The sequence below is a fragment of the Streptomyces sp. BE20 genome (genome assembly GCF_036322525.1).
In the GTDB taxonomy this organism is placed as follows: Bacteria; Actinomycetota; Actinomycetes; order Streptomycetales; family Streptomycetaceae; genus Kitasatospora.
Genome location: NZ_JAQYWW010000368.1, coordinates 1 through 308, shown reverse-complemented (window position 1 = coordinate 308; position 308 = coordinate 1). Strand labels below are relative to the sequence as shown.

General features: G+C 72.7%; 1 protein-coding gene. It reads left to right on the top strand.

Annotation, left to right across the window (positions count from 1 at the left end; genetic code table 11):
* Position 1: 1 nt before the first annotated feature.
* Positions 2-308, top strand: a 307-nt coding sequence (locus PUR61_RS02645; protein WP_329875186.1) for an AMP-binding protein, incomplete at its 3' end; no start/stop codon positions are given.

Here is a 308-nt window from a genome sequence, read left to right as displayed (position 1 = left end):
CGTGGTGGGTGTGGTTCCGGTGGCGGGTTCGGTGGTGGAGCGGTTCGAGGGGTGGGTGCGGGAGGCGCCGGGTGCGGTGGCGTTGGTGGTGGGTGGGGAGTCGTTGACGTACGGGGAGTTGGGGGAGCGTTCGGCGCGGTGGGCGTCGGTGCTGGTGGGTCGGGGGGACGGTCCGGGTCGTTGGGTGGGGTTGGCGTTGCCGCGGTCGGTGGACCTGGTGGTGGCGATGGTGGCGGTGTTGCGGTCGGGGGCGGGGTATCTGCCGCTGGATCCGGGTTTCCCGGCGGAGCGGCTGGCGTTCATGGTGG